General features: G+C 67.8%; 17 protein-coding genes. 10 read left to right on the forward strand and 7 right to left on the reverse strand.

Features of this window, described 5'->3' with window-relative positions; all coding sequences use genetic code 11:
• Window positions 1-98: 98 nt before the first annotated feature.
• The 6 genes from ACOQFS_RS06500 to ruvA all read right to left on the reverse strand — a co-directional run bounded on the left by ACOQFS_RS06500 (window position 99) and on the right by ruvA (window position 7,115).
• Complete coding sequence (locus ACOQFS_RS06500; RefSeq protein WP_421562082.1) at window positions 99-836, reverse strand: ABC transporter ATP-binding protein; 738 nt, start codon at window positions 834-836, stop codon at window positions 99-101.
• Between the two features lie 10 nt (window positions 837-846).
• Window positions 847-2,073: an ABC transporter permease gene (locus tag ACOQFS_RS06505; protein WP_421562083.1), complete on the reverse strand. Its 1,227-nt coding sequence runs from the start codon at window positions 2,071-2,073 to the stop codon at window positions 847-849.
• 28 nt (window positions 2,074-2,101) lie between these two features.
• On the reverse strand, window positions 2,102-3,445 hold the full coding sequence (locus ACOQFS_RS06510; protein ID WP_421562084.1) for an efflux RND transporter periplasmic adaptor subunit: 1,344 nt from the start codon (window positions 3,443-3,445) through the stop codon (window positions 2,102-2,104).
• A complete protein-coding gene (gene ruvB, locus ACOQFS_RS06515) occupies window positions 3,442-4,512 on the reverse strand; it encodes a Holliday junction branch migration DNA helicase RuvB (RefSeq protein ID WP_421562085.1) in 1,071 nt (356 codons plus the stop codon). The genes ACOQFS_RS06510 and ruvB overlap by 4 nt, the downstream gene beginning before the upstream one ends.
• A gap of 22 nt (window positions 4,513-4,534) precedes the next feature.
• Window positions 4,535-6,334, reverse strand: a complete 1,800-nt coding sequence (locus tag ACOQFS_RS06520) for a trypsin-like peptidase domain-containing protein (protein ID WP_421562086.1) — start codon at window positions 6,332-6,334, stop codon at window positions 4,535-4,537.
• 202 nt (window positions 6,335-6,536) lie between these two features.
• Window positions 6,537-7,115 (reverse strand): Holliday junction branch migration protein RuvA, encoded by a 579-nt coding sequence (gene ruvA / locus ACOQFS_RS06525; protein ID WP_421562087.1) that lies wholly within the window; start codon window positions 7,113-7,115, stop codon window positions 6,537-6,539.
• Window positions 7,116-7,163: 48 nt separating this feature from the next.
• Between ruvA and ACOQFS_RS06530 the strand changes: the two genes are divergently transcribed.
• Together ACOQFS_RS06530 and ybeY are read left to right on the forward strand one after the other, a co-directional pair.
• Complete coding sequence (locus tag ACOQFS_RS06530) at window positions 7,164-8,114, forward strand: PhoH family protein (protein ID WP_421562088.1); 951 nt, start codon at window positions 7,164-7,166, stop codon at window positions 8,112-8,114.
• A 74-nt stretch (window positions 8,115-8,188) separates the two neighbouring features.
• A complete protein-coding gene (gene ybeY, locus ACOQFS_RS06535; RefSeq protein WP_421562089.1) occupies window positions 8,189-8,647 on the forward strand; it encodes an rRNA maturation RNase YbeY in 459 nt (152 codons plus the stop codon).
• A 111-nt stretch (window positions 8,648-8,758) separates the two neighbouring features.
• Here the strand turns inward: ybeY and ACOQFS_RS06540 are convergent, their stop codons facing one another.
• Window positions 8,759-10,093 (reverse strand): MFS transporter, encoded by a 1,335-nt coding sequence (locus ACOQFS_RS06540; RefSeq protein ID WP_421562090.1) that lies wholly within the window; start codon window positions 10,091-10,093, stop codon window positions 8,759-8,761.
• Between the two features lie 369 nt (window positions 10,094-10,462).
• Here ACOQFS_RS06540 and cyoA point away from each other — a divergent pair, with 369 nt between their 5' ends.
• The 8 genes from cyoA (at window position 10,463) to ACOQFS_RS06580 (ending at window position 18,290) form a co-directional block, all read left to right on the forward strand.
• Window positions 10,463-11,479, forward strand: a complete 1,017-nt coding sequence (cyoA, locus tag ACOQFS_RS06545; protein WP_421562102.1) for a ubiquinol oxidase subunit II — start codon at window positions 10,463-10,465, stop codon at window positions 11,477-11,479.
• Between the two features lie 8 nt (window positions 11,480-11,487).
• Window positions 11,488-13,491, forward strand: a complete 2,004-nt coding sequence (cyoB, locus tag ACOQFS_RS06550) for a cytochrome o ubiquinol oxidase subunit I (protein ID WP_421562091.1) — start codon at window positions 11,488-11,490, stop codon at window positions 13,489-13,491.
• On the forward strand, window positions 13,484-14,116 hold the full coding sequence (gene cyoC, locus ACOQFS_RS06555; RefSeq protein WP_421562092.1) for a cytochrome o ubiquinol oxidase subunit III: 633 nt from the start codon (window positions 13,484-13,486) through the stop codon (window positions 14,114-14,116). Before cyoB ends, cyoC begins: the two co-directional genes overlap by 8 nt.
• Entirely contained in the window at window positions 14,117-14,572 is a 456-nt protein-coding gene (cyoD, locus tag ACOQFS_RS06560; RefSeq protein WP_421562093.1) for a cytochrome o ubiquinol oxidase subunit IV, read from the forward strand. It begins immediately after the preceding gene.
• A gap of 5 nt (window positions 14,573-14,577) precedes the next feature.
• Window positions 14,578-15,411, forward strand: coding sequence for an SURF1 family protein (locus tag ACOQFS_RS06565; RefSeq protein WP_421562094.1), 834 nt, complete (start codon window positions 14,578-14,580; stop codon window positions 15,409-15,411).
• Window positions 15,408-16,727, forward strand: coding sequence for an ATP-binding protein (locus ACOQFS_RS06570; RefSeq protein WP_421562095.1), 1,320 nt, complete (start codon window positions 15,408-15,410; stop codon window positions 16,725-16,727). The genes ACOQFS_RS06565 and ACOQFS_RS06570 overlap by 4 nt, the downstream gene beginning before the upstream one ends.
• A 41-nt stretch (window positions 16,728-16,768) precedes the next feature.
• Window positions 16,769-17,311, forward strand: coding sequence for a response regulator transcription factor (locus ACOQFS_RS06575; RefSeq protein ID WP_421562096.1), 543 nt, complete (start codon window positions 16,769-16,771; stop codon window positions 17,309-17,311).
• 229 nt (window positions 17,312-17,540) lie between these two features.
• Window positions 17,541-18,290 (forward strand): sulfite exporter TauE/SafE family protein, encoded by a 750-nt coding sequence (locus ACOQFS_RS06580; RefSeq protein ID WP_421562097.1) that lies wholly within the window; start codon window positions 17,541-17,543, stop codon window positions 18,288-18,290.
• Window positions 18,291-18,406: the final 116 nt, after the last annotated feature.

Below are 18,406 nucleotides of genomic sequence, written 5' to 3' on the forward strand. Positions count from 1 at the left end.
CCCACGGTGTGCAGGACGGACGCACCACGGCGCGGGCACGACTCGCGTCCGCGCAGCCAGGCGCTCCCGGAGGGATGGCGTGCGGCGGTCGCGCAGGCTCAGCCGCCCACCGGCCCATCCCGCGCAATGTGCCCATCCACCAGCTCCACCAGCCGGTCGCAGCGCGCCGCAAGCCGGGAGTCGTGGGTGACCACGACGAAGGTCGTGCCGTGTTCGCGGTGGATGCGGCGCAGCAGGGCGAAGGCCTCGTCGGACGAAGCCGTGTCGAGGTTTCCGGTGGGCTCGTCGGCCAGCACCAGCGCGGGCTCCATGATCAGCGCCCGTGCAATCGCCACCCGCTGCTGCATGCCGCCCGACAACTCGCCAGGCCGCTTGTTCATGGCAGCGGCCAGGCCCACGGCGTCGAGCAGGCTGCGGGCGCGCTCGCGCCGGGCCGCGCTGACCTGCCCGGCGCCCATCAGCGCCGGCAGCGTCACGTTCTCCAGGGCCGAGAAGGCCGGCAGCAGGTGGTGGAACTGGAACACGAAGCCCAGCGTGTGGCGCCGGCGCAGCGTGAGCGCGGCGTCGTCCAGGCCCTGCACCGGCTCGCCCTGGAGCACGTAGCGACCTGCCGTCATCGGCTCCAGCAGCCCGAGGATGTTCAGCAGCGTGCTCTTGCCCGAGCCCGAGGGCCCCATCAGCGCGATGAACTCGCCGGACTGCACCTGCAGGTCCAGGCCATGCAGCACCTCGGCCTCGCTGGGCAGCCCAACGTTGTAGCACTTGCGCACGCCGTCCAGTGCGATCAGAGCGGCACTGCCGGCCGGCGCAGCGGGGGTGGCGGGCGGGGCGTTCACCGGGGTGGCGTCACAGGCGGATGGCCTGCGCCGGGTTCAGCTGGGCGGCCCGGCGGGCCGGTGCAATGGCCGCGAGCACGCCGCAGACGGTGGCGAGCACCGCCACGCGCACGGCGGTGGCCAGCGGCAGGTGGATGTTGAACAGCGGCAGGCCGTCGGATCCGCGGACGAAGGCGGTGAACGCCGCGATCAGCGCCACCGCCAGCAAGAGGCCCAGCACCGAGCCCACCGCACCCACCACGGCGCCCTGCACCAGAAACAGCCGCAGCACCTGTCCGCGCGTGGCGCCCATGGCGCGCAGGATGCCGATCTCGCGGCGCTTCTGCACGACCGACACCACCAGCACGCTGGCAATGCCCAGCACCACCACGGCCAGCACCACGCCGCGGATGATGCCGGTGCTGACCGACTGCGCATTGAGCGCCGACACCAGCTGCGCATTGCTCTCCTGCCAGCTCTCGACCTTGACGGGAAAGCGCGCCCGCAGCGATTCGGCCAGCGCCTGCGCGGCCCACACGTCCTGCAGCGTCAGGTCCAGGCCGGTGACGCCGCCGGGCAGGGCCAGCAGGTTCTGTGCGGCACGCAGCGGCACGATCACGGTGCGCCGGTTCAGGTCCTTGACGCCCAGATCGACCAGCGCCGTCACGCGCAACGAATCGCTGGAGCTGCCGGTCTGCACCGTGAGCCGGTCGCCCACGCGCAGGCCCAGGTCGCGCGCCAGTTCGCGCCCGATCACGGCCTCGCCGGGCGCCAGCCGGGCCTCGCCGCTGACCACCCGCGCGCGCAGGCCCACCATGCGGTCATAGCGGTCCAGGTCCACACCGGTCAGCGCGACCGACTGGGCAGCCTCGCCCCGCAGCGCCAGGCCGGTGCCCGCCACCAGCGGCGACACGCCGGCGACGCCCGGCACCGCCTCCAGCAGCGGCAACAGCGCCTGCCAGTTGGCGATGGACCGCACGCGCTGCGCACGGGGCTGGATGTCGGTCAACACGGTGGTGCCGGGCGCTGGTGCGGCGGCTGGCGTGACCTCGTCATCGGGCACACGCACGCTGATGTGGGCCTGGGTGCCCAGCGTCTTGGCCAGCGTGCTGCTTTGCAGGCCGCTGATCAGCGCCGAGATGTAGGCCACGACGGCCACACCCGCCGCCACGCCCACGATGATCAGCGCAGTCTGCATGCCGCCCTCGCGAAGGAAGCGCAGCGCCACGCGCATCTCGAAGCCTGGCCAGAACATCATGCAGCGCCGCTCACCGTAGATCGACGGGCTAGCGCCCGATCGCGTTGGTCATTGCGGCTCCGGCTGCACCCGCCCCCGCGCCCGCGGCCGGTGGCAGGCTGGAGGGGCCCGCCATGCCGCTGCTCCAGGGCTCAGTGTGCGCGCGCACCCGGGTGTCCGGCTCCACCGAGCGGGCATCGCGCACGACCCGCGCGCCCGCTTCGAGGCCCTGCAGCACCTCCACCGCGTCCAGCGTGCGCAGGCCCAGGCGCACGGTGCGCGCGGCCGTGCGCCCGCCCTGCACGACCAGCACCTCGGCCTGGTCCTCGGCGGGGGCCGTTGCGTCGCGCGGCGTGCCCTGCGGGGCCGGGAGCCGCAGCGCCGTCTGCGGCAGCGCCAGTGCGGATGCTCGGCGGGCCGTCTCGACCGCCACCGACAGGGTCATGTCCTCGCGCAGGAAGTCGGGCGCGGGGCCCTGAAGCGCCAGCTTGACCTCGATGGCGCCACGCTGCGCGTCCACCGCCGGCGCCAGGCTGAGCACGCGGGCGGCAAAACGCTGTGCGGGGAAGGCGTCGGCCACGACGGACGCCTGCTGGCCGGGCCGCAGCTGGTCGAGAAAGCGCTCGTCCACCGGCGCGACCAGCTGGGTCGGCCCTGCCAGCGCCAGGCTGACCAGCGCCCTGCCGGGCTGCACGATCTGGCCGGGTTCGACCATGCGCTGCAGCACGCGGGCGTCGGTCGGCGCCAGCAGGCGCGTCTGCGCCAGCCGGACCTGCGCCGCCGCCGTGGCGGCCTGGGCCGCGTCGCGCTGTGCCAGGGCCTGCACGATGTCGGCGCCGCCCTCGGCGTTGGCCTGCACCTGGGCACGGGCGCCGGCCACCTGGGCGCGGGCCACCTCCGCGGCGCGCCGCACGTCGTCCCGTTGCGCGGCGCTGTAGAAGCCTTGTGCCACCAGCTGTTGTGCCCGCTCCAGCGCGGCGTCGGCCGCACGCGCGGTGGCCTCCGCCTGGGCCAGCGCCGCCTGCGCCGCCTGGCGCGCGCTGAGACGCAGGCCCTGCAGGTGCGCCCGGGCCTGCTGTTCGGTTGCCTCGGCCTGGGCCAGCGCCGCACGCCACTCGCGGTCCTCCAGCTGCACCAGCAGGTCGCCTGCCTGCACGCGGTCGCCCTCGCGCACCCGCACCGCCGCCACTCGGCCGGTCAGGGTGCTGCCCACATCGACGCGGGACAGCGTGGCCACGCGGGCCGAAAACTGCAGTGTGCGCACCAGTGGTGCGGCCTGCACCTCGACCACCGCCACCCGCGGCCCCCGCAGGCCGAACCAGACTAGCCCCCCGAGCCCGACCAGCGCCACCGCGGCCGCCAGCAGCCAGGGAGCCAGCCGGCGCAGCGTCACGGCAGGGCCCTGTCTTCGAACAGACCGCCGGCGGCCTGCGGTGGCGCCACGCCCAGGTGACGGAACGCGGCCAGCGTGGCGATGCGCCCCCGCGGCGTGCGCTGCAGGAAGCCCTGCTGGATCAGGTACGGCTCGATCACGTCCTCGATGGTGCCGGACTCTTCGCCGATGCTGGCCGCAATGTTGTCCAGCCCCACGGGTCCGCCGTCGAAGCGGTGCACCACGGCCTCCAGCAGCTTGCGGTCCATCACGTCAAAGCCCTGTGGGTCCACGTCGAGCATGGCCAGGGCCCTGTCGGCGATGGACTTGGTGATGCGGCCGTCGCCCTTGACCTCGGCATAGTCGCGCACGCGGCGCAGCAGCCGGTTGGCGATGCGGGGCGTGCCGCGCGAGCGGCGGGCGATCTCGAAGCCGCCTTCTTCGTCCATGGGGGCGTTCAGCAGCCCGGCGCTGCGCTGGACGATGCGGGCCAGTTCTTCAGGCGTGTAGAACTCCAGCCGCGCCACGATGCCGAAACGGTCGCGCAGCGGGTTGGTGAGCATGCCGGCGCGGGTGGTGGCGCCCACCAGGGTGAAGGGCTGCAGGTCGAGCTTGATGCTGCGCGCCGCCGGGCCCTCGCCGATCATGATGTCGATCTGGTAGTCCTCCAGCGCGGGGTAGAGGATCTCCTCGACCACGGGTGACAGGCGGTGGATCTCGTCGATGAAGAGAACGTCGTTCTTCTCCAGATTGGTCAGCAGCGCGGCCAGGTCCTTGGGCTTTTCCAGCACCGGGCCGCTGGTCTGGCGCAGGTTCACACCCAACTCGGCCGCGATGATGTGGGACAGCGTGGTCTTGCCCAGGCCCGGCGGGCCGAACAGCAGAACGTGGTCCAGCGCCTCCGAGCGCTTTCTGGCGGCACCGATGAAGATCTCGAGCTGCTCGCGCGCCTTGGCCTGGCCCACGTACTCCTGCAGGAGCTTGGGGCGCAAGGCGCGTTCGATGGCCTCTTCCTGGGGCGAGGCGGGGGCGGCGGAGACGACGCGTTTGCTGGGTGCCGGGGCGAAGTCGTCGGTTTGGATGGTCATGCCGCAGGAACGTCCTTCGCGCTCAATTGCCTGTCCATGCGTAATACGCAACGCCTTCGTACTGAAAGTCTTTGTAGGTAGCGATCACATAGTCACGCTCCGCTGCGTTGATCGTGAAGAAATGGGTTCCCGTATTGGGCTTGTAAAAACGATAGATCGCGGTAGCGCTGTTGCCCGATGCGGTTTGCGCATACCAGATAGGCCCTTCGTACTTGTAGACCGGGTAGGTCGCACGCACGTAGTCGCTCTCCGCCTGGTTGATGGTGTAGAAGTGCGCGCCGTTGTTCTGGTTGAAGAAGCGGAACACGGTGCTTTGGCCCGCAGTGGGCTGGGCGTAGGCGTAGAAAGCGATGTTCTCGTACGAAAACTCCGGATAGGTTCGGATCACAAAATCCCGCTCGGACGCACTAGATGTAAAGAAGTGCGCACCGGTTTTCGAGTTGAAGAACCGGTAGATCGCTGTGCGGCCAGTGACTGCCGCGGCTGGCGCAAGCCAGTTCTTGAGCGCCGCGTTGTAGGCGAGGTCAAAGCGGCCATAAAAATCGGGCGAGGTCGTGTTCGTGCAGGTCGCGCTGCCGCCATACAAGGTACCCACCACGTGGGTGCCGCCCTTGAACAGGGCCGAGCCGCTGCTGCCGCCTTCCGTCGTGCCCTGGCTCCAGGTCACGCGGTAGTAATTGCCCGTGCTGCCACTGCACTGGAAGCCCGATCCGCCCGTCGACATGCAGCTGGCCTGGCCGTTCAAACTGCCGAAACTGGCCTTGAGCAGATCGCCGCGGGGATGGTGCAAGCCCACCACCGAGGTTCCTGCAGTCTGCGTGCTTGCATCCCACCCTGCAAAGGTCGCACCGCTCGGTGGTGCATCGTTCAAGCGCAGCAGCGTGGTGTCGGTGCTGTCCGTGGCATACAGCAGGGCCGCACCGCCCACCCGCCGGGTGGTGGCGCTGGACAGCGTGCGGCTGTTGCAGGTGGGCGAACGGTAGAACCAGTCCGTCTGCAAGCTGGAGGCCGCCGCCTGTGTGGAAATGCAGTGGTTGGCCGTGAGGAAATACGGTGTGCCCGAGGATTGCGTGTCGTTGAGCAAAGTTCCCGTGCACACAAAGCTGCCGCCACCTGAAGTGAAGACCATGCGGGCCACGGCGTTGCGCTGGCTGGCGTAGGTGTCGTAGCAAGTGGCGTCCAGGTTGCATGAGTCCGACTCGTTGATCTTGGCGGAGAACTCCTCCTCGGTGGGAATGGACAGATTCTCGAAGATGTGCGAGACGCGCGGCACGGCAATGTCCAGCGTGCCGACGGGCGTGCCGGGTGGCAATTCGATCTCCAGCGTCACTTCGTCGGAACCGAGGTCGGGTGTCCACCAGGTCTGGGCATCGAGGCTGGTGTCACCGGATGCGGTGTTGCGCTCTATCACCTGCAGGATCTCCTGCCCGGAAATCTGGAACACGGTGGCGGGCTGTGCCTGGCTGTACACCCGCACCTGCGCGCTGCCGGACAACTGCTTCACCACCACCCCCAGCCGCAGGCCGTGCGCACCTTCGGCCGAAAAGCTGAGCGCTGCGATCTGCCCGCCCATGGCGGTCGGCCGCCACTGCAACTGCTTGGCCATCTTGGCTGCACTGTGCGTGGCAAACACCTCACGCGCCACACCGACCTGCCGCAGGCCCGAACCGCCGCCCAAAGATGCCGTTTTCTCCTGAGCCAGAGCGCCGAGCACGACCTGGGTAGGCGTTGGCGCCGTAGCCGTATTGCTGCGCGACTTGATGCGGGCCACGCCCTGGTCGGCCGTGGCGGGCTGCACCCAGCCATCCATTTTCAACACCACGGGGGATGAATGGCTGGACGAAGAAACTCCGCCCTCCGCAGATCCACCGCCACACCCCACCAACAGCGCGGCCACTGCCGCAACCAACCCGCCCCAGCGGAAGATCCCACCTTGTGCCATTCTTTTTCTCCCGTGCCCTGTCCGGGCGCCGTTGAACATGAAAAGGGTCGCAAATGCAATCTGTATTGCGAGCCGGGCGATGCTACTTCGCCAACGCCTTCAAAGCCAGCTTAATACCGTCGCTGACACCGACATCTGCCGGCAATGCCTGCAGCGCCGCCGCCGCTTCCTTGTCGTTGTACCCCAGCGCCAGCAGGGCCTGCAGGATGTCGGCCTCAGAATCGCTTCTGGCATGCCCCTGCGCCGTGCCGCCCATTTCGGCGCCCAGCTTGCCCTTGAGCTCCAGCAGCAGCCGCTCGGCGGTCTTTTTGCCGATGCCGGGCACCTTGACCAGGCGGCCGGCCTCCTGCTGGGTGATGGCCTGGGCCAGGTCGCCCACGCCCATGCCGCTCAGGATCGAGAGCGCCGTGCGCGGCCCCACGCCGCTGATCTTGATCAGCTCGCGGAAAGCCTGGCGCTCGGGCGCGGTGGCAAAGCCATACAACAGCTGCGCGTCCTCGCGCACGATGAACTGGGTCAGCAGGCTCACGCGCTCGCCCACGCCCGGCAGGTTGTAGAAGGTGCTCATGGGCACGTTCACCTCGTAGCCCACGCCATGGCAGTCCAGCAGCACCTCGGGGGGGTTCTTTTCCAGCAGGGTGCCGGTCAATTTGCCTATCATTGATGTCCTTTGCCGCAAGATCGCGGCCAATCCATCGGAATTATCCGCGTGATCCTGCGCCACACCTTCACCCCCCACAACAACACCCGGCTGACCAACCTCTGCGGCCCGGCGGACGCCCACCTGCGCACCATCGAGACGGCCCTGCAGGTCAGCATCGCGCACCGGCACGAGCAGTTCAAGGTGGACGGCCCCAAGGCGCAGGCCACCCAGGCGATGGAGCTGCTGCAGGCGCTGTACGAGCAGGCCGAGCGCCCGATTGGCGAGGATTACATCCAGCTCATGCTGGCGGGCGACAGCGAGCTGCTGGACGCGCCCGAGGACGCCATCGTCCTGAACACCCGCCGTGCCGACCTGCGCGGGCGCACGCCCACGCAGAACCTGTACCTGCAGAACATCGCCACGCACGACATCACCTTCGGCATCGGCCCCGCCGGCACGGGCAAGACCTACCTGGCGGTGGCCAGCGCCGTGGACGCCCTGGAGCGCAGCAGCATGCAGCGCATCGTGCTGACCCGCCCGGCGGTGGAGGCCGGCGAGCGGCTGGGCTTTCTGCCCGGCGACCTGGCGCAGAAGGTGGACCCCTATCTGCGCCCGCTGTATGACGCGCTGTATGAGCTGATGGGCCACGACAAGGTGCAGAAGGCGTTCGAGCGCAACGCCATCGAGATCGCGCCGCTGGCCTTCATGCGCGGGCGCACGCTGAACAACGCGTTTGTGATTCTGGACGAGGCCCAGAACACCACGCCCGAGCAGATGAAGATGTTCCTCACCCGACTGGGCTTTGGCTCGCGCGCCGTGGTCACGGGCGACGTGAGCCAGATCGACCTGCCCAAGGGCGCCATGAGCGGGCTGGTGGACGCCGAGCAGGTGCTCAAGCGGGTCAAGGGCATCGCCGTCACCCGCTTCACCAGCGCCGATGTGGTGCGCCACCCGCTGGTGGCGCGCATTGTGGATGCCTACGACGCGCCACGCCGCCGGGCGGCGGCGCGCGACTGACGCAGACGCTCCACTCCTATTTTTATAGCTTTCAGCGCTTATCCAGTAAGCGCCGAGGGCCAAAAAGGCTTGAAATGTCCCTGAACCAACTCAGCCTGTCGCTGCAATTTGGCAAATTTGACGGCGTGGCCGAGCACCGCGCGGCACTGCCCCGGCACAAGGTGGCGCGCTGGATCCGCCACGCGCTCGCCACCGATGCGGAAATCACCGTGCGCATCGTGGGCGCCGACGAGGGCCGCGAGCTCAACCGCACCTACCGCCACAAGGACTACGCCACCAACGTGCTGACCTTCGACTACACGCAGGAGCCGCTCGTCACCGCCGACCTGGTGCTGTGCGCCCCCGTGGTGCAGCGCGAGGCGGCCGAGCAGAACAAGACGCTGGAAGAACACTACGCCCACATGCTGGTTCACGGCACCCTGCACGCCCAGGGCTGGGACCACGAAACCAGCGCTGCCGATGCCGACGAGATGGAGGCCTACGAAACCGACATCCTGCGGGAGCTGGGCTTCGAGGACCCCTACGCCAAGTGAGCGCACGCTCACCATCTTTTGCAGAACCACAAACAAACAAGGGGCCGAAGCCCCTTGTGATCTCTCCACAACCGCCACCCACCCCCGCAGCAGAGGGTGTGGCGTTGGAGCCTACTCCTTGCGCTCGATCACGCGGTTGACCCGCAAGGCCAGCAGCGTGCACACCGCGCCGGACAGCAGATACAGCGACACGGCCCCCAGCCCGAACCGCGCCGACAGCGCCAGCGCCACCAGCGGCGCAAAGCCCGCGCCCAGCAGCCAAGCCAGGTCGGCCGACAAGGCGGCGCCCGTGTAGCGGTATTGCGGCGAGAAATTGGCGGTGACCGTGCCGGACGCCTGCCCATACGACAGCCCCAGCAGCACAAAGCCCACCAGCAGGAACACGTTGTTGCCCACCGGGCCCGCGCCCAGCAGCCACGGCGTGATCAGGCTGAACGCCCCGATAAGCACCGCCATGGTGCCCAGCAGGTTGCGGCGGCCCATGCGGTCGGCCAGCCAACCCGACACCACGATGGCCCCGGCCGCCAGGAAAGCGCCCACGATCTGCACCGACAGCACCTCCGTGATGGACTGCTCGGAATACAGCGCGATCCACGACAGCGGGAACACCGTGGCCAGATGGAACAGCGCAAAGCTGGCCAGCGCGGCAAAGGCGCCGATCAGCACATTGCGGCCTTCGTCGCGCACCACCCGCGTCACGCTCACCGGCTGCAGTTCGCGCTGCTGCAGCAGCTCGGCATACGACTGCCCCACCACCAGGCGCAGCCGCGCAAACAGCGCCACCACATTCACGGCAAACGCCACGAAGAACGGATAACGCCAGCCCCAGTCCAGAAACTCCGCCACCGTGAGGCTGCTGTACAGATACGCAAACAGGCTGGCCGCCAGGACAAAGCCCACGGGCGCACCCAGCTGGCCGACCATCGCGAACCAGCCGCGGCGGTCCTTGGGCGCGCTCATGGCCAGCAGCGACGGCAGGCCGTCCCACGAGCCCCCCAGCGCCACGCCCTGCCCGATGCGCAAAACGATCAGCGCCACGATGGCCGTCGCACCCACCGACGCGTAGCTGGGCAAAAACGCCATGCCCACCGTGCAGGCGCCCAGCAGAAACAGGGCCAAGGTCAGCTTGGTGCCCCGTCCCCAGCGACGCTGCACGGCCATGGACAGCGCGGTGCCCACCGGACGGGCCACAAAAGCCAGCGAAAAGATGGCAAAAGACGCCAACGTGCCGTCAAGCCGTGACAGGAACGGAAACAACAGCGACGGAAACACCAGCACGCTGGCAATGCCGAACACAAAGAAGTCGAAGTATTCAGAGGAGCGGCCAATGATCACGCCGACCGCAATCTCGCTGGGAGTGACGTCCTCATCCGTGTGGGCCCGTGCAAGCGAACCCTCTCCTTCAAAACCTGGTGCAGCCAATGCTGCGGACCCGTGGCCAACCATAGTGACATTCCTCTCGGCGAAAACAAACAAACAGGCAGACTGACCCCTCCGTTCTACCCGCTCCCAGGGGGCGCCACAAGTGCGCGGCCGCTGTTGGACCTGTAGGAAAACCCTGATTGCCCCCCATCACGGTCATTCCATGCCGCCATTCCGTGCGGCCATCCCGCGCGGTCATCCGCGCGGTCATTCCTTGGGATGCCCGGCACAACCCTCGCCACCTTGATCTTGGACAAAATGTCCAATCGACAAATTCGCTAGCGCTACTACAGTGCGGGGGTCAAGTCATTCGCGTTTACACCTAAGCGCATGTTTTCTGCGCTCCCCAGCATGCTCAACACCCAGCACCCCCAAAGACTCGCCGGGCTGGCCATGGCAGTCGCGTCTGCCGGCCTGCTCGCCGGCTGCAGCAAGGCCGTCGTGCTCAACCCGGCCGGCGACATCGCCGCCCAGCAGGGCCAGCTCGTCATCACCGCCACGCTGCTAATGCTGGTGATCATCGTCCCGGTGATCGCCCTCACGCTGTGGTTTGCCTGGAAATACCGCCAGAACAACGCCGCCAACACCGAGGCGGACTACGACCCTGAATGGCACCACTCCACCACGCTGGAGCTGGTGATCTGGACGGTGCCGCTGCTCATCATCATCGCCCTGGGCGCCATCACCTGGATTGGCACCCACAAGCTCGACCCCTACCGCCCGCTGGACCGCATCGACGCGCAGCGCCCGCTGGACCCCCACGTCAAGCCCCTGGAGGTGCAGGTGGTGGCCATGGACTGGAAATGGCTGTTCTTCTACCCCGAACAGGGCATTGCCACCGTGAATGAGGTGGCCGCGCCGGTGGACCGCCCCATTCTGTTCAAGCTCACCGCCACGTCCACCATGAACGCGTTCTACGTGCCCGACCTGGCCGGCATGATCTACGCCATGCCCGGCATGCAGACCGAGCTGAACGCCGTCATCAACAAGCCCGGCGTGTACAAGGGCATGTCCTCGCACTACAGCGGCGCGGGCTTCTCGGGCATGACCTTCAAGTTCCACGGCCTGAGCGATGCCGACTTTGACCAGTGGGTGCAAAAGGCCAAGGCCGACGGCAAACCCCTGGACAAGGGCACCTACCTGAACCTCGCCAAGCCCAGCGAGCGCGACCCGGTGCAGCTTTTTGCCTCCGTGGAAGAAGGCCTGTACGACAAGGTGCTCAACCGCTGTGTCGAGGACGGGAAGATGTGCATGCACCACATGATGGCCATCGACGCCAGCGGCGGCGATGCCTATGTGCGCGCCGTGGGCCTGAACCTGCCACAGGACTGGTGCACACCACAGAACGCCGCCCAGGTGGTGGCCGAACTGAATACCCGCAACGCCGACCGCGCCGCCATCCGCCAATGAGCTCCCCCATGTCTTCCGAAACCGTCACTCCCGCCCACTGGGCGCTGGGCCGCCTGAGCTGGGACGCCGTTCCCATGACCCACGAGCCCATCCTGCTGTGGACCTTCATCGCCGTCGTGCTGGGCGGCATCGCCGTGCTCGCGGGCATCACCAAATACCGCCTGTGGGGCCCGCTGTGGCGCGACTGGATCTGCAGCATCGACCACAAGAAGATCGGGATCATGTACATGATCCTCGGCATCGTGATGCTGCTGCGCGGCTTTGCCGACGCCGCGATGATGCGCCTGCAGCAGGCCATGGCCTTTGGCGACAACCTGGGCTACCTGCCGCCGCACCACTACGACCAGATCTTCACCGCCCACGGCGTGATCATGATCTTCTTCGTGGCCATGCCGCTGGTCACGGGCCTCATGAACTACCTCGTGCCGCTGCAGATCGGTGCGCGCGACGTGTCGTTCCCGTTCCTGAACAACTTCAGCTTCTGGATGACCACGGCCGGCGCCGTGCTGGTCATGGTGTCGCTGTTCCTGGGCGAGTTCTCCACCTCGGGCTGGCTGGCGCTGTCGAACCTGGGGGCGCAGAGCCCGAGCACGGGGCTTGATTACTACATCTGGGCACTGCAGATCGCGGGGGTGGGCACCACGCTCTCGGGCATCAACCTGATCGTGACCATCATCAAGATGCGCGCGCCCGGCATGAACCTGATGAAGATGCCCGTCTTCACCTGGACGGCCCTGTGCACCAATGCGCTGATCGTTGCGTCGTTCCCGGTGCTCACGGCCGCGCTGGTGCTGATGTCGCTCGACCGCTATGCGGGCACCAACTTCTTCACCAACGAGCTGGGCGGCAACCCCATGCTCTACGTGAACCTGATCTGGATCTGGGGCCACCCCGAGGTCTACATCCTGATCCTGCCCTGCTTCGGCATCTTCTCCGAAGTGGTGGCCACGTTCAGCAAGAAGCGCCTGTTCGGCTACACCTCCATGGTCTACGCCACCGTGGTGATCACCATCCTGTCGTACCTGGTGTGGCTGCACCACTTCTTCACCATGGGCTCGGGCGCCAGCGTGAACACCTTCTTCGGCATCACGACGATGATCATCTCGATTCCCACGGGCGCGAAGATCTTCAACTGGCTGTTCACCATGTACAAGGGCCGCATCCGCTTCGAGCTGCCCATGATGTGGACCGTGGCCTTCATGATCACGTTCGCCATCGGCGGCATGACGGGCGTGCTGCTGGCCGTGCCCCCGGCCGACTTCGTGCTGCACAACAGCCTGTTCCTGATCGCCCACTTCCATAACGTGATCATCGGCGGCGTGCTGTTCGGCCTGTTTGCGGGCATCAACTACTGGTATCCCAAGGCCTTCGGCTACAAGCTCGACCGCACCTGGGGCCTGTGGTCCTTCTGGCTGTGGGTGGTGGGCTTCTGGGTGGCGTTCATGCCGCTGTACATCCTGGGCCTGATGGGCGTCACGCGCCGCGTGAGCCACTTTGAAGACCCGTCGCTGCAGATCTGGTTCGTCATCGCCGCGTGCGGCGCCGCCATGATTGCGGCCGGCATCGCCTGCTTCCTGATCCAGATCGTGGTGAGCTACCTCAAGCGCGAGCAGTTGCGCGACTGGACCGGCGACCCCTGGGACGCCCGCACGCTGGAGTGGGCCACCTCCTCGCCCCCGCCCAACTACAACTTCGCCTTCACGCCCGTGGTGCATGAAATCGACGCCTGGTGGGACATGAAGAAGCACGGCTACCAGCGCCCGCTGACCGGCTTCGCGCCCATCCACATGCCGGCCAACACGGGCGCTGGCGCGGTGATCTCGGCCCTGTCGCTGGTGTTCGGCTTTGCGCTGATCTGGCATATGTGGCTGCTGGCGGGTGTGTCGTTTGCCGCGCTGCTGCTGGCTTCGATCATCCACACCTTCAACTACAAGCGCGACTTCTACATCCCGGCCTCGGAAGTGATCTCCACCGAAGAAGCCCGCACCCTGCAACTGGCCCGCCATGTCTGACATCCGCATCCAAGCAGGCGCCGCCGGCGCCCTGGCCCCGCGCGAGTACCACCTCGCACACGAGCCCCATCCCGAAAACGGCACGGCCCTGGGCTTCTGGCTGTACCTGATGAGCGACTGCCTCATCTTCGCCGCCCTGTTTGCCACCTACGGTGTGCTGGGCCGCAGCTATGCGGCCGGCCCCACGGGCGCGCAGCTGTTCGACCTGACGCTGGTGGCCATCAACACGGCCTTCCTGCTGCTGTCGTCCATCACCTTCGGCTTTGCCATGCTGCGCAAGCAGAAGAACGATGTGAACGGCACCCTGCTGTGGCTGGCCGTGACGGGCTTCTTCGGCCTGTGCTTCCTGGGCCTCGAACTCTATGAATTCGCCCACCTGATCCACCAGGGCGCCACGCCGCAGCGCAGCGCCTTCCTGTCGGCGTTCTTCACGCTGGTGGGCACCCACGGCCTGCACGTCACCTTTGGCCTGATCTGGCTGGTGGTGCTGATGCTGCAGATCAAGCAGCACGGCCTGATCCCCGAGAACAACCGCCGCCTGATGTGCCTGTCGATGTTCTGGCACTTTCTGGACGTGGTCTGGATCGGCGTCTTTACCTTTGTGTACCTGATGGGGGTGCTGTAAATGAGCGCGCAACACACAACACACGCACAACACCATGCACCGGGCCACCACGGCGGCCACGGGCATGAAAGCGACAGCCACCACCACGATGCCAACGAGCCGCACAGCACGTTCTCGGGCTACATGACAGGCTTCGTGCTGTCCATCATCCTCACCGCCATCCCCTTCTGGCTGGTCATGGCCAAGGTGATTGCCGACCGCAACACCGCCGTGCTGGTGCTGGGCGGCTTTGCCGTCATCCAGATCCTGGTGCACATGGTGTACTTCCTGCACATGAACGGCAAGATCGAGGGCGGCTGGACGCTGCTGGCCACCATCTTCACCGTGGTGTTCGTGGCCATCACCATCGCGGGCACGCTGTGGGTGATGTTCCACATGAACACCAACATGATGCCCGAGCACCCGCCCATGCCCGGCATGCCGCCCGCAGCGGCCGACGTGCGCCCCACGCCGTAGCCACCATGGCCGTGGACGCCACCGCCCACCGGGGCCGCAGCCGCCCCCACTCTGGCTGGACGCTGGCCGTGGTGGCGCTGGTGGGGGTGGCCCTGTTTGCGGCCTTCACCGCACTCGGGCTGTGGCAGGTGCAGCGGCGCGCCTGGAAGCTGGACCTCATCGAGCGGACCACGCAGCGCATCCACGCACCGCCCGCGGCGGCGCCGCCCGAGGCCCAATGGGCCGCCGTCCGTGCGGCATCCCACGAATACCAGGCCGTGCAGCTGCGCGGCGAGTGGCTGGCCCGCCAGACGCTGCTGTCGCAGGCCACCACGGCCCTGGGCGCGGGTTATTGGGTGATGACGCCGCTGCAGCAGCACGACGGCACGCAGGTCCTCGTCAACCGGGGTTTCGTGCCTGCCGACCAGCGCCTGCAGTGGGCTGAGCGGCCCGCAGAGCACACACCCGGCGGCGCCGTGACGGTGCAGGGCCTGCTGCGCATCTCCGAGCCCGGCGGCGGCTTTCTGCGCCGCAACGACCCCGCGCAGAACCGCTGGCATTCGCGCGATGTCGAGGCGATGGCTCAGGCGCTGTCCCTGTCGCGGGCGGCCCCCTACTTTGTGGACGCGGGCCTGCCGCAGGCGCAGGCCCCCACGGTCACGGCGAACACCGAGCAGCGCCCCGCGTCCGAAGGCCCCTGGCCGCGCGAGGGCCTGACCGTGGTGCGCTTCACCAACACCCACCTTTCCTACGCACTGACCTGGTTCGCCATGGCACTGATGGTGGCAGGGGCCGGCGGGCTTGTGGCACGCTACGAGCTTCGGCTGCGTGCCTCAAGCCGCGCCGCCCCACCCCCATGACCAGCAGCCGCCACGCCTCCCGCACCCTGCACCCGCTGAGCAAGGCCCGCTCCGCCAACGCGGCGGCGGGCCTCAAGAACCTGCACCAGCTCATCCAGCTGCGCTGGATGGCCGTGGTGGGACAGTTGCTCACCATCGAGGTCACGCACTACGGCCTGGGCATGCCGCTGCCGATGCGCGAGATGCTGGCCATCGTGGCGTGCATGGCCGTGTTCAACCTGGTCAGCATGGTGCGCTGGCGCACGCGCCGCCACGTGCACGATGTCGAGCTGTTCATCGCCCTGCTGATCGACGTGGGCGCCCTCACCGCGCAGCTGTACCTGAGCGGGGGCATCAGCAACCCCTTCGTATTCCTGTACGTGCTGCAGATCGCCGTGGGCGCCATGCTGCTGCGTGGCGCCTATATCTGGTTCATCGTGGGGCTGACTTCGGCCTGCGTGGTGCTGCTGGCCCAGCACAGCCAGCCCCTGCCCATGGCGCCCGACCTGCACCAGGGCTGGGCCAGCCCCTATGTGCTGGGGCTGCTGGTGTGTTTTGCGCTCAACGCCATCCTGGTGGTGGTGTTCATCACCCGCATCAGCCACAACCTGCGCCAGCGCGACGCGCGGCTGGCCGCCGTGCGCCAGCGCGCGGCCGAGGAGGAGCACATCGTGCGCATGGGCCTGCTGGCCTCGGGCGCGGCGCACGAGCTGGGCACGCCGCTGGCCACCCTGGCCGTGATCCTGGGGGACTGGCGGCGCATACCCGCCCTCATGCAGGACCCGGTGCTGCAGGAGGAAATCACCGAAATGCAGACGCAGGTGCAGCGCTGCAAGACCATCGTGAGCGGCATCCTGATGTCGGCCGGCGAAACGCGGGGCGAAGATTCCACCCAGACCACGGTGTGCCAGTTTCTGGAAACCCTGGTGCGCGACTGGCGCGCCACGCGCTCGGTGGACAGCTTCGTGTTCGACAACGGCGTGGCCGACGACCCCCCGATGGTGGCCGATGCCACGCTGGAGCAGATGGTTTTCAATGTGCTGGACAATGCCCGTGAGGCTTCGCCGCACTGGGTGGGCCTGCGTGCCAGCAGCGATGCCGAGGCGCTGTACATCGTGGTCAGCGACCGCGGCCCCGGTTTTTCACCGGCGGTGCTCAGCCACATCGGCACGCCCTACCAGTCCACCAAGGGGCGGCCGGGCGGCGGCTTGGGCCTGTTCCTGTCGATGAATGTGGCGCGCACGCTGGGCGGCACGGTGGCGGCGCGCAATCTGCCGGGCGGTGGGGCCGAGGTCACCATCACCCTGCCGTTGGCAGCCATCGGGCTGCCCGCCTGACGCGAGTGAGTGAGTGAGCAAGCGAGCGAGCAAGACACACCATGGACACCGACGCCCCTGAACGCCTGCTGATGATCGTGGAGGACGACGAGGCCTTTGCACGCACGCTGGCGCGCTCGTTCGAGCGGCGCGGCTACCAAGTGCTGCACGCAGAGGGCATGGTGCAGATGAGCGAGCTGCTGAAAGAGCACACGCCCGACTACGCGGTAGTGGACCTCAAGCTCAAGGGCGAGGCGTCGGGCCTGGCCTGCGTGCGCCACCTGCACGCGCACAGCAGCGACACGCGCATCGTCGTGCTGACCGGCTTTGCCAGCATTGCCACGGCGGTGGAGGCCGTGAAGCTGGGCGCCGTGCACTACCTGGCCAAGCCTTCCAACACCGACGACATCGAAGCCGCCTTCGGCCTCATGGAAGGCAATGCCGATGTGGAGCTGACCAACCGCTCAAGCTCCATCAAGACGCTGGAATGGGAGCGCATCCACGAGGTGCTGGCCGAGACCGGCTTTAACATCTCCGAAGCGGCGCGCCGCCTGGGCATGCACCGCCGCACCCTGAGCCGCAAGCTGGACAAGCGGCGCGTGTAGACCCCGCCCACTGCACGCCGCCGCCCTTGGCCGGCATTGCGCACCTTTTGCGCACAGCACCTTCGCCCTGCGGCGCTGCTTTTGTGCCCGTGCCGGCCGCCCTGGCCGCCTAACATCGACGCGGCCCCCTTCCGAGCAAAACGCGAAGCGAAAGCCCAAGCAAAACCCCTGCGAGAGCCTGTCATGGCCCGCGAGGGAAAACCACCCCCAACGAGATACCCGGAGACCCATGTTCGAGACCGCCTTGCTGCTCACCGCCGCCTTCGTGGCGGGCGCCCTGAATGCCGTGGCGGGCGGCGGCAGCTTTCTGACGCTGCCGGCGCTGGTGTTCACCGGCGTGCCCCCGGTGGTGGCCAACGCCACCGGCACGGTGGCCCTGCTGCCCGGCTACATGGCCGGTGCCTGGGGGTTTCGGGAAGACATGCAGCCCCCGCCCGGCCTGTCCTTGCGCGCCGTGGTGTTGCTGGCGCTCATCGGCGGCTCGGCGGGCGCGGCCTTGCTGCTGGTCACGCCCGACGCGACCTTCCGCCAGGTCGTGCCCTGGCTGCTGCTGGCGGCCACCGCCCTGTTCGCCAGTGGCCCCGCGCTGCGCCAGTGGGCGGGCGCATCGGCCCATGGCCCTGCCAGGCCCTGGAAGGCCGCGCTGGGCATGCTGACCGTGGCGGGCTATGGCGGCTACTTCAATGGCGGCCTGGGCATTTTGCTGCTGGCGCTGTTCGGCCTCCTGGGGCAAACGCAGCTCAACGCATCGAACGGCATGAAGAACCTGGTGTCGGCCCTGCTCACCGCCATCGCCGTGGCCATCTACGCGGCCGGTGGCATCGTGCTGTGGCCGCAGGCGCTGCTGATGATGGCGGCCGCCACGGCGGGCGGGTATGGCGGCGCGCGCGTGGCGCGCAGGCTGCCCGCCCCGGTGCTGCGCTGGGGCATCGTGGCCACGGGCCTGGTCATGGCCGGGGTATTCTTCTGGCGCCAGTGAACCCGCCCACGCCCTCTTTAGAGCCTGTTCAATGTCTTTTTGGAGTCGCACAAGGTCCTTGCCGGGATGGGATGCCAGGCGCGGTGCGCCGTGGATAGCTTGGCTATCCACAAGCG

Source organism: Paracidovorax sp. MALMAid1276, assembly GCF_049198005.1.
Lineage (GTDB): Bacteria > Pseudomonadota > Gammaproteobacteria > Burkholderiales > Burkholderiaceae_C > Acidovorax.

What these genes read in the sequence shown, in the direction of transcription:
- ACOQFS_RS06565 (WP_421562094.1), top strand. Translation starts at nt 14,578, where the DNA reads ATGGCCGTGGACGCCACCGCCCACCGGGGCCGCAGCCGCCCCCACTCT.
- ruvA (WP_421562087.1), bottom strand. Translation starts at nt 7,115, where the DNA reads ATGATAGGCAAATTGACCGGCACCCTGCTGGAAAAGAACCCCCCCGAG.
- cyoA (WP_421562102.1), top strand. Translation starts at nt 10,463, where the DNA reads ATGGCAGTCGCGTCTGCCGGCCTGCTCGCCGGCTGCAGCAAGGCCGTC.
- ACOQFS_RS06505 (WP_421562083.1), bottom strand. Translation starts at nt 2,073, where the DNA reads ATGATGTTCTGGCCAGGCTTCGAGATGCGCGTGGCGCTGCGCTTCCTT.
- ACOQFS_RS06570 (WP_421562095.1), top strand. Translation starts at nt 15,408, where the DNA reads ATGACCAGCAGCCGCCACGCCTCCCGCACCCTGCACCCGCTGAGCAAG.
- cyoD (WP_421562093.1), top strand. Translation starts at nt 14,117, where the DNA reads ATGAGCGCGCAACACACAACACACGCACAACACCATGCACCGGGCCAC.
- ACOQFS_RS06575 (WP_421562096.1), top strand. Translation starts at nt 16,769, where the DNA reads ATGGACACCGACGCCCCTGAACGCCTGCTGATGATCGTGGAGGACGAC.
- ACOQFS_RS06540 (WP_421562090.1), bottom strand. Translation starts at nt 10,093, where the DNA reads ATGGTTGGCCACGGGTCCGCAGCATTGGCTGCACCAGGTTTTGAAGGA.
- ybeY (WP_421562089.1), top strand. Translation starts at nt 8,189, where the DNA reads ATGTCCCTGAACCAACTCAGCCTGTCGCTGCAATTTGGCAAATTTGAC.
- ruvB (WP_421562085.1), bottom strand. Translation starts at nt 4,512, where the DNA reads ATGACCATCCAAACCGACGACTTCGCCCCGGCACCCAGCAAACGCGTC.
- cyoB (WP_421562091.1), top strand. Translation starts at nt 11,488, where the DNA reads ATGTCTTCCGAAACCGTCACTCCCGCCCACTGGGCGCTGGGCCGCCTG.
- ACOQFS_RS06580 (WP_421562097.1), top strand. Translation starts at nt 17,541, where the DNA reads ATGTTCGAGACCGCCTTGCTGCTCACCGCCGCCTTCGTGGCGGGCGCC.
- cyoC (WP_421562092.1), top strand. Translation starts at nt 13,484, where the DNA reads ATGTCTGACATCCGCATCCAAGCAGGCGCCGCCGGCGCCCTGGCCCCG.